Raw genomic sequence first — 1,809 nt, 5'->3', positions numbered from 1 at the left:
TCGGCGAAGCCGTGCTGCTGACCCGGCCGAAGGTTCAGCAGGCCGAGGCCGATGGCACTACCTTGCAGCCGATCAAGGCCGTGGAAGCCCTGACCATCAACATCGATTCGCAAGACTTGCTGTTCAGCGATCTGCTCAGCGTGACCTGGACCGGCGCACCCGGCACTGCCGCCGGCGGCTCGCACACCACCCCGGCAAGACCCATCAGTGAAACCACGCTGACAATCGAACTGCCGGTCACCGTGCTGGCATTCAACCTGGGCAAAACCGTCACCGTGACGTACACCGTCACCCGCAACGGTGCGCCCCGCACCTCGTTGCCGCTGTTGTTGAATGTTGGCACCTTGCCGGACTCAAGCTTGATCCTGCCGGTGATCATGGACGCCGACGATGACGGCGAGGGCCAGGAGTTCAATGTAGGGAATCTGACCAGCAATGCCACCTATCGCATGGGCGTCTGGCCGTTGATTGCCACAGGCCAATATGTCTGGCTGCGTCTGAAAGGGACGAACGCTGATGGCAGCGACTACAACCTGCAGATTCATACGGCACCGGGTTCAATGGTCAGCGACAAGTGGCTCGATCAAGGCTATTACGAGCGGAGCATCGCCTTTGCAGGCTTGAGAAACCTCAAAGATGGCAGCCCGCTGACCATGGAGTTCAAGGCTGCTTTCGGCAAGAGCACGGATGAGAGCGAGGCAGTGGTTTTCCCTGTGCGCACTTACACGATCAAAGCGATTGAGGATGTGCGGCCAGAAATTACCCGTGTAGAAGACTCAAAAGGGAATGAGATTCTCCCAGACGGCACGACTGGCGACACCACGATCAAACTTGAAGGGAAAGGGGCTAAAGGTCAGCAAGTCAAGATCAAGGATGGCGCCATCGAGATAGGCATTGCCGACATCGATCCACAGAATGGTGACTGGGAGTTGACGGTGACGGACTTGAGCGTGGGTGACCACCGTTTTATCGCCATCGCTCTGTATGGCAGTGAGCAGGAGTCGGATCCGCGAACCTTGACCGTGACCGCATCCACGACGGTCCGATTCTGCGTCACAACCACCCCGCAGTCTCCTGGTAGTTTTGAAACAATACCAAACGGAAGCACGCTAAATATCGCATCTTTTAGAAATCACTATTTGAGTTGCGAATTCTACGCAGTTAGCCCCAGGGAACACCACGTTCTCATAATCGAGCGCAACAACATCGAGTGGTTCTCTTTATATAGCGGCACTAGATTAAATAAATGGTACCGACTGCATAAGGATTTTTATCCCGCATCCATCCCCCCTCGACTCTTAGAACCCGGCCGTTACACCATGTACATATATGCAACCGACTCCGCCCCCTCCAACCCGCGACAAGAGCTCCTAGGGGAACAGACTGTCACATTCATTTGATACGAACAACGTGAACCCATCTCATCCGCCTTCCCGTCAGGCGTAGCGGATGAAAAACGATTTTTACGTCACCTACTTTTTCGCCTTAAGGGCGGGGGCGGATCAAATGATCCGCCCCCGTTGTATTTCCGCATTATCCGCCGTGTTCAAAGCCTGCTCGCAATGAGGCCATCAATGCTGGCGCCTAATCCTTGGGCACGACGTTATCCAGCGCCTGATTCACCGCCAACTCCCCCAGCATCACCACCTGCGCAATGCCCAACACCGTATTACGACTCAGCCCCTCCAGCGTGCCGGCAAAGTCACCGAGCATCACCGTGGCCGAGGCCAGGGATTCGCAGGCGTTGGCCAGCAGGGATTCGGTGTCGGTTTGTGGATTGACGAGGAACATGCTGCTGGGGGTGTATGG

1 protein-coding gene and 1 pseudogene are annotated in these 1,809 nt (G+C 56.1%); one reads left to right on the top strand and one right to left on the bottom strand.

Going from position 1 to position 1,809, the window contains the following annotated elements; all coding sequences use genetic code 11:
• Positions 1-1,400, top strand: a pseudogene (locus tag CRO59_RS28700) (hypothetical protein); the annotation flags it as partial.
• 184 nt (positions 1,401-1,584) lie between these two features.
• Here CRO59_RS28700 and CRO59_RS27655 read toward each other — a convergent pair.
• A partial coding sequence (locus CRO59_RS27655; protein WP_102047635.1) for a DUF6124 family protein occupies positions 1,585-1,809 on the bottom strand: 225 nt, incomplete at its 5' end.

The organism is Pseudomonas sp. LAMO17WK12:I5 (genome assembly GCF_900215165.1).
GTDB classification, from domain to species: domain Bacteria; phylum Pseudomonadota; class Gammaproteobacteria; order Pseudomonadales; family Pseudomonadaceae; genus Aquipseudomonas; species Aquipseudomonas putida_A.
This window is presented reverse-complemented; position numbering and strand designations above follow the sequence as displayed.